Source organism: Streptomyces sp. NPDC037301 (assembly GCF_055602785.1).
Genome location: NZ_JBVJWD010000008.1, coordinates 247,501 through 254,830, shown reverse-complemented (window position 1 = coordinate 254,830; position 7,330 = coordinate 247,501). Strand labels below are relative to the sequence as shown.

At 69.4% G+C, this 7,330-nt stretch carries 8 protein-coding genes; 1 reads left to right on the top strand and 7 read right to left on the bottom strand.

From position 1 onward, the window contains the following. Nucleotides 1-101: 101 nt before the first annotated feature. The 7 genes from ACZ7IB_RS16445 to ACZ7IB_RS16415 all read right to left on the bottom strand — a co-directional run bounded on the left by ACZ7IB_RS16445 (nucleotide 102) and on the right by ACZ7IB_RS16415 (nucleotide 5,410). A complete protein-coding gene (locus tag ACZ7IB_RS16445; protein ID WP_266364819.1) occupies nucleotides 102-434 on the bottom strand; it encodes a TcmI family type II polyketide cyclase in 333 nt (110 codons plus the stop codon). A gap of 76 nt (nucleotides 435-510) precedes the next feature. Further along, complete coding sequence (locus ACZ7IB_RS16440) at nucleotides 511-990, bottom strand: SRPBCC family protein (RefSeq protein WP_470913142.1); 480 nt, start codon at nucleotides 988-990, stop codon at nucleotides 511-513. A 1-nt stretch (nucleotide 991) separates the two neighbouring features. Beyond that, nucleotides 992-1,249 carry an acyl carrier protein gene (locus tag ACZ7IB_RS16435; protein ID WP_327277229.1) on the bottom strand — a complete coding sequence of 86 codons (258 nt, stop codon included), beginning with the start codon at nucleotides 1,247-1,249 and terminating at the stop codon, nucleotides 992-994. Between the two features lie 16 nt (nucleotides 1,250-1,265). Continuing rightward, nucleotides 1,266-2,516, bottom strand: coding sequence for a ketosynthase chain-length factor (locus ACZ7IB_RS16430; protein WP_470913141.1), 1,251 nt, complete (start codon nucleotides 2,514-2,516; stop codon nucleotides 1,266-1,268). Further along, on the bottom strand, nucleotides 2,513-3,781 hold the full coding sequence (locus tag ACZ7IB_RS16425) for a beta-ketoacyl-[acyl-carrier-protein] synthase family protein (RefSeq protein WP_470913140.1): 1,269 nt from the start codon (nucleotides 3,779-3,781) through the stop codon (nucleotides 2,513-2,515). Before ACZ7IB_RS16425 ends, ACZ7IB_RS16430 begins: the two co-directional genes overlap by 4 nt. After that, nucleotides 3,778-4,212 (bottom strand): cupin domain-containing protein, encoded by a 435-nt coding sequence (locus ACZ7IB_RS16420; protein ID WP_470913139.1) that lies wholly within the window; start codon nucleotides 4,210-4,212, stop codon nucleotides 3,778-3,780. Before ACZ7IB_RS16420 ends, ACZ7IB_RS16425 begins: the two co-directional genes overlap by 4 nt. Nucleotides 4,213-4,288: 76 nt before the next feature. Next, entirely contained in the window at nucleotides 4,289-5,410 is a 1,122-nt protein-coding gene (locus ACZ7IB_RS16415; RefSeq protein ID WP_470913138.1) for a SchA/CurD-like domain-containing protein, read from the bottom strand. 267 nt (nucleotides 5,411-5,677) lie between these two features. Between ACZ7IB_RS16415 and ACZ7IB_RS16410 the strand changes: the two genes are divergently transcribed. Further along, nucleotides 5,678-7,306, top strand: coding sequence for an FAD-dependent oxidoreductase (locus ACZ7IB_RS16410; RefSeq protein WP_470913137.1), 1,629 nt, complete (start codon nucleotides 5,678-5,680; stop codon nucleotides 7,304-7,306). Nucleotides 7,307-7,330: the final 24 nt, after the last annotated feature.

The following is a 7,330-nucleotide window of genomic DNA, read 5'->3' as shown; positions in this document are numbered from 1 at the left end:
CAGCCCACCGCCGCCCCCCCCCCCCCCCCCCCCGCCCCCCCCCCCCCCCCCCCCCCCCCCCCCCCCCCCCCCCCCCACCCCCCCCCCCCGCCTTTCCCGTCTCAAGCGGTGGTGCCGCGCTCCCACCGGTAGAACTCGTGAGCCATGGCGTCCTTGGGGCTGCGCCAGGTCTTCGGGTCGTACGCGCTCACATATGCGGTGAGCTTGTCGCTGATGTCCTTGAACGCCGGGTGCTCCGTCACCTTGGCGATCTCGGGACCAGGCGGACGGTCCGATTCGATCAGGTGCAGATAGACGTCGCCGAACTGGAAGAGCTTGCGCCTGGTGACGCCGACGAGGTGCGGCAGTTCAGTGCTGTCGGAGGCGGCGAACAGCTCGGCGATGTCCGGCGCCGAACCCGGTGCCATCCGGGCGACGATCAGAGCGTGGTGCATCGTGGGATGCCTTTCTGGTTGCCGGCCCGGCCGCCCGGCCATGCGGCCGGGCGGCGAGTCGTGTACGAACGGCTGGTCAGCCGGCAGAGACCGAGGCGGTACGGCGCTCCCGGGCGCGCTGCTCGATCTTGTCCCGGATGAGCTCCATCTGGACCTTGGAGTTGCGGTTGATGTTGTCGGTCATCCACGCGTCGTCGACGGGTGCGTCGGGCCGCATCGCGAATTCCTGGGACCAGCGCATCTTCGTACCGCCGGGGACCTCCGAGTACTCCCACCGGATGTTCATGTGCTGGAACGGGCCCGGCTCGACACGGCGGGCGCGGACCGTGCGTGCGGCGCGGTCGACGGTCCGCTCGGAGACCCAGCTCCAGACCTTGTCGTTCTCGTCGGGGTGCATGGTCAGGCGGAACGTCGTGCTGTCGCCGTTCCGTTCGATGACTTCGACCGCGGCGTACTCACTGAACAGCCGCGGCCAGTTCTCCAGATCATTCGTCACGTCCCACACGAGGTCCAGGGGGGCGGCGATGGTGATCTCGTTCTCGGTGTGTCCGGACACTTCAGGCTCCAGTCATGAGGGTGGTGTTGACGAGGTCGAGGAATTCCTCGGGGGTCTTGCAGCGGTCGGCATCGGCCGGCAGTGCCCTGCCGTGCCGGTTCTCCAGCACGCCCACGATGCCGAGAAGGCCGAGCGAGTCGAGGCCGAACTCGTCGAAGGCGGACCCGGGGCGCTTCTCCATGTCCCGCGGGTCGACGGTGAGTCCGGCGCCCTTCTTCATCAGGACGGCGAGTTCCGTGTAGGTCAGTCGATCGGTCATGAGGACTTCTCCTTACTCACACTTGGATGTCGGTGGGGCGCCGGAGCACCATCGCCGCGTTCGAGCCCATGAGCCCGCGGCTGAGCACGAGCGCCGTCCGCAGTTCCGCGGGGCGCGCCTGGCCAGTGACCACATCGAGGTCGTGGCACACGTCGAAGACGTTCGGGGTGGGCGGTATCAGCGCGTTCTCCATGGAGAGCACGGCGGCGGCCGCATCCAGCACCGGCGCACCGCAGTAGGCGCGTCCGATGCCGGTCTTGGGCGCCGTCACCGGTACCTGTCGGCCGTGCGCGCCGAGCGCGTCCGCGATCGCGAGCGCCTCGGCGCGGTCGGCCGCCGGTACGCCGAGGGCGTCCGCGAAGACGACGTCGATCTCGTCCGGCGAGCAGTCGGCCTCCCGCAGGGCGCCGATGATCGCCTGGGCGAGGCCCTCCCGGGACTCCTCCCACCGGGCCGCTCCGGTGAACGTGGCGGCGTGCCCGGCGACTTCGGCCCGGACACGGGCCCCGCGCCGACGGGCCGACTGCTCCTCCTCGACCACCAGCATGGCGCCGCCCTCGGCCGGCACGAAGCCGCAGGCGTCCGAGGTGAACGGCCGGTAGGCGCGGGCGGGGTCGTCACTGGTGCTCAGGTCCTCGTACCCGAGCTGGCAGACGACCGAGTAGGGAGCCAGCGGAGCCTCGGCCGCGCCGACCACCACCGCTTCGGTACCGCGGCGGATCGAACGGGCGGCATGCGCCAGCGCGTCCAGACCGCCCGCTTCGTCGCTGGCCACGACCGCGCACGGCCCCTTGAAGCCGCCACGGATCGAGATCTGGCCGGTGCTGGCTGCGTAGAACCAGGCGATGGACTGGTACGGACCCACGTAGGTGGATCCCTGTCCCCACAGCCGTTGGAGTTCCCGCTGGCCGAATTCGCCGCCACCGGACCCGGCAGCGGTCACCACACCGACGTCGAAGGGCGAATCCTCGTAGTCGGCGCGGCCCAGCCGGGCGTCGTCCAGCGCGATGTCCGCGGCGGCCATCGCGAAATGCGTGAACCGGTCGGTCTGGACGATGAAGCGCTCTTCGATCAGCTCCGCCGCCTCGAAGCCCCGCACCTCGCCCGCGACACGCAGCGGGAGCTGCTCGCACCCCTCGCGGGTGACCCGGTCGAGAACGCTGATCCCTTCGTGCGTCCTCTTCCAGAAGGCCTCGGTGTTGGTGCCGTTGGGGGCGACGACACCGATACCGGTGACTACGGTGCGCCGCGCTTTACGGGTTTTCATGGTGTCCTCCCACCTGTTCTCGTCAAGGCCACCGCGGATTGGAAGCCGCCGAACCCGCTACCGACCGAGAGGACGCTGCGCAGCTTCAGGGGACGTGCGGTGCGCGGCACGTAGTCGAGGTCGCACTCCGGGTCCGGGCTCTCGTAGTTCGCCGTCGGCGGCACCGTCTGGTGGACCAGGGCGAGTACGCAGGCGGCGATCTCGATGGCCCCGATCGCCCCCAGCGAGTGGCCGACCATGGACTTGATCGAGCTCATCGGTACGTCGTAGGCGTGCGCGCCCAGTGCCCGCTTCACGGCGGCCGTCTCGTGCCGGTCGTTCTGCTTGGTGCCCGAGCCGTGCGCGTTGACGTAGTCGATCTGCGAGCCGTCTATGCGGGAATGGTCGAGGGCCCGGTTGATCGCCTCGGCCATCTCCAGCCCTTCGGGGGTCAGCCCGGTCATGTGGTAGGCGTTGCCGAAAGTGGCATAGCCCGCGATCTCGCAGTACACGGTCGCGCCGCGGGCCCGGGCGTGCTCCAGCTCCTCCAGCACGAGCACCGCTCCGCCCTCGCCCATGACGAAGCCGTCGCGGCGGGAGTCGAACGGCCGGGAGGCGTGTTCGGGGTCGTCGTTGTTCGCCGAGGTGGCCTTGATCGCGTCGAAACACGCCACCGTGATCGGGGTGATCGGTGAGTCGGACGCCCCGGCGATGCAGACGTCGACGCGACCCTCCTCGATGGAGTGGAAGGCGTACCCGATCGCATCGAGACCGGAGGTACAGCCAGTGGAGACGGTCTGCACCGGGCCATGCGCGCCGACCTGTTCGGCCACCGCCGAGGCGAGGGAGCTGGGTGAGAAGGCCCGCTCCAGATGCGGACCGGCCGGCCGGTGGTCGACATCCCAGCGGGCGCCGCTGCCGCTGACGGCGACATAGTCGTGCTCCAGTCGGGTGGTGCCGCCGACCGCGGTGCCCAGCGACACACCCATCCGCCAGGGGTCCACCTTCTCCGGGTCGAGCCCCGCGTCACCGAGGGCCTCCCTGGCGGCAACCATCGCGAACTGGACGTACCGGTCCGACCTGGCCGCCTGGTCCGCGTCCAGTCCGTGCGCCGACGGGTCGAAGTCGCACTCGGCGGCGATGCGGGAGCGGAAACCGGCCGGGTCGAAGAGCGTGATGCCCCGGGTGGCGGTGCGTCCGTTCGCGAGGAGGTCCCAGAAGGCCGGTGCGCCGATGCCGCCGGGGGCCACGACGCCGACACCGGTGACCCCCACGCGGCGGGTCATGAGACGGCCTCCGTTCGTTCCGGCGGCGCGACGCCCTCGCCGGACTCCGTGTGCTCTGTGTCGACGTGGCCGAGTTCCGGGCGCGGGGCGAGGGGGCCGAGGTGGAAGACCATGCGTGCCTCGACGTCGCCCACGTTTCGGAATCGGTGGCGTACATGGGGAGGGATCAGCAGGCCCTGGTCGGGCCGCATCCGGTGCGGTTCACCGTCCAGATCCACCTCCAGGAGACCGTTCACGACGTACACGAACTCCTCGGAGTACGGGTGGTAGTGCTCGCCGATGCGGTCGCCGGGCTGAACGATGGCCAGCCCCATGAAACCGCTGGTGGCTCCCACCGCCGTCGGTGTGAGCATGGCGCGAAGGTCGCCTCCACGCCTGCGGTTGGGCTGCGTCTCGCTGAGGTCCACGATGCGTGGCCGGTGCATGGTCATGACTGCTTTCCTCCTGGCGCATTGCGCGTTGTGATGACGGGTTGAGCGAGAACCCCCCAGGGTGCGGATGCGCGGTTCAGGACTCCATGGCCTGCCGATCCGTGATCAGGGTCATCTCGGACTCCGTCAGGAAGTGCGGGATCCCCTGCTCGGTCGTGGGCACGGCATTCGCGCCGCCGTCGAGGAGGCGTCCGAGTCTGGCCACCTTGCCGGGGCCGTCGATGCCGACCACCTGGGCCGGCTGCGCGTCGATCGGTCCGGCCGCTTCGAGGAGGCGGACGACGACGTCGTCGCGTTGGAAGATGGTGCTGCTGTCGATGATGCTCGCCGGGTCGTCGGCCGCCTCCTCGTCGTGGCCGGCGAGCAGCCGGGCGAGTGCCATGCCGCAGCCCTCCTTGGCCTGGTAGAAGAGTGCGTGCCGACGGATGTCCTCGGCCTTGTGCCGGCCCGCGGTCACGTGGTGGACGGTCGGGAGCGCCGCTCGGGTGAAGAACATCCGGGCGGAGTCCGGGTCGCTGAGGTCCCGGTCCTGCTCCAGGTACGGGTTGATGGCCTCTTCGACGGCCCTGACCTCGGGCGCCCGGGCGACGTGCCGCAGGGCCGCGAGGAGGTCGCCCTCGACCTCGATCGCCCGTACGACGCGGTTTCCGTGCATGAAGAGCGAAGTGCGGCGCAGCCGGGTTACATCGTCAACACGAGCCTTCGGGGACTCGTAATCGGCCAGGATCTTCGCCACGATGTCCTCTGTGCCCGGCTTGACGGTGAAAGTGAGTGCGTGGCGCACCACCCCGTCGCCCACCCGGGGTGACGCCTGCAGTCGGCCCTTGGCCGCCTCGGATGCCGCCTCAAAGGCCTTGCCGGTCTCCCGCAGGACGCTGAAGCGCAGCGAACGGGTGTTGCGTACGCAGCTGTGCAGCGGCTGGACCGTCGCGACGTGCTCCTCGCTGTTCACCCAGGCGAGGAACGGCGGTGCGCTCTCCCACTCGCTGGTGATCAGCCACTGGGAGGGGTTCTCGATGGACTGGCACAGCTGGTCGCTGATGTGCCCGGGGACGGATGCCACCTGATTGCGCAGGTGCTCATACGCCTCCAGAAACTGCTTCTGGGCCCCGTCGTAGAGGTCCAGCAGCAGAACGACACGAAGCCTGGAACCGTCGAAGGCGGACTGGGAGATCCGTTCCGAGAGGGTGGCGGTCATCTTTCGATCTCCTTCGAGACGGTGTCGTGGTCAGGCCGGATGGCATGCCGTCAACCGTCGGTTGGCGAGTGGATTCGGAGCGGGGACTCTCCCGGCGGATGTGATCGTCCGCCCCCGTGACTGCGGGCATCGTCTCCGTGACCGATCGTGAAACGCTGGTCCGGGTGGCGCGAGATTTATGAACCGTTCAGGTGAGCGGCCGTCCGAACCGCTCCGAACAAGGGCATTGAACAATGCAACCGAACGGCCTCCGAGCTGGAGCAACTGATGAACGAGAACGTCGACATTCGCGTACCGGTCCTCATCGTGGGCGGCTCCTTGGTGGGCCTGTCCGCCTCACTCTTCCTCGGCCGGCTCGGAATCGAGCATCTGCTGGTCGAGAAGCATCGATCCACCTCGACACATCCTCGCGGACGCGGCAACAACGTGCGCACGATGGAGGTCTTCCGCACGGCGGGTGCCGAGCCGGGCATCCGGGAGGCGGCCTCGGTCCTCGCCGACAACCACGGCATTCTGCAAGCCGGCTCGCTCACCGGGGACGACCAGGAGTGGTTGTTCAAGGAGATCGACCCGGGTGGCGGACTCGCCCGTTTCAGCCCGGCCGGCTGGTGTCTGTGCAGCCAGAACGATCTTGAACCCGTGCTGGTGAGGCTGGCCCGTGAACAGGGCGGGGACCTGCGGTTCTCCACCGAGATGCAGAGCTTCGACCAGGACGGGTCGGGAGTGGAAGCGACACTCAAGAACCGGGAGACCGGAGAGCACATCAGTGTGCGCGCGGACTACCTCATCGCAGCCGACGGGCCGCGCAGCCCCATCCGTGAGCAGCTGCGCATCGACCGGACCGGGCCTGGTGACCTCTTCCACAACGTGAGCATCACCTTCCGCTCCCGGCAGCTCGCCGATGTTGTGGGGGACCGGCGCTTCATCGTCTGCTATCTGACCAACCCCACAGCGGACGGGGCCCTGTTGCCGGTGGACAACAAGAAGGAGTGGGTGTTCCACGCGCCGTGGCAGCCCCAACTGGGTGAGACTCTGGAGGACTTCACCGACGAGCGGTGTGCCGAGCACATCCGTACGGCGGTCGGCGCTGCGGACATCGACATCGAGATCACCGGCAAGGCCCCGTGGCACGCTGCGGAGCGGGTCGCGGAGCGGTACGCGTCCGGCAGGGTCTTCCTCGCCGGGGACTCGGCTCATGAGATGTCCCCGACCGGGGCGTTCGGCTCCAACACCGGCATTCAGGACGCGCACAACCTGGCCTGGAAGCTCGCCACGGTACTCAGGGGCGAGGCGGGCCCGGGTCTGCTGGACACGTACGAGGCGGAGCGACTGCCGGTGGCGCAGACGACTAGCGCGCGGGCCTCGGCGCGCTCCAGCGAGCACAGCCACCCGGGATACGCGGCGGCGCCGGGCGTGGGCGGTGGGAAGCAGGGCGGCATGCTCACCGTGGCACTGGGCTACCGCTATGTCCGCGGCGCCGTGCTGGGTGCCGATCCGCAGCAGCCCGTGGTGCCGCAGGGAATGCAGTTGAACGGTCAACCCGGCAGCCGTGCACCGCATCTGTGGGTCCGTCAGACCGGTGATCGCAAGTCCACTCTGGATCTGTACGAGCGCACGCTCGTGCTGCTCACCGATGGTGAGGACGTGACGTGGCGGCGGGCGGCGGCGCGGGTCGCCGCCCGCCTTTCGGTACGGCTCCAGGCGTACGGCATCGGCCCGGGCGCCGATCTGGAGCCGGAGAACGGGGCCGACTGGGCCGAGATCCACGGCACGACGCCCGAAGGCGCCGTGCTGGTGCGTCCCGACGGCTTCGTGGCCTGGCGGTCGACGGGTTCCGTGGCCGACGCCGAGGCCACCCTCCACGAGGTCCTGACCACCCTGCTGCACCGGACCTGACCCTGCCCGTGAGCGTCCGGGAAA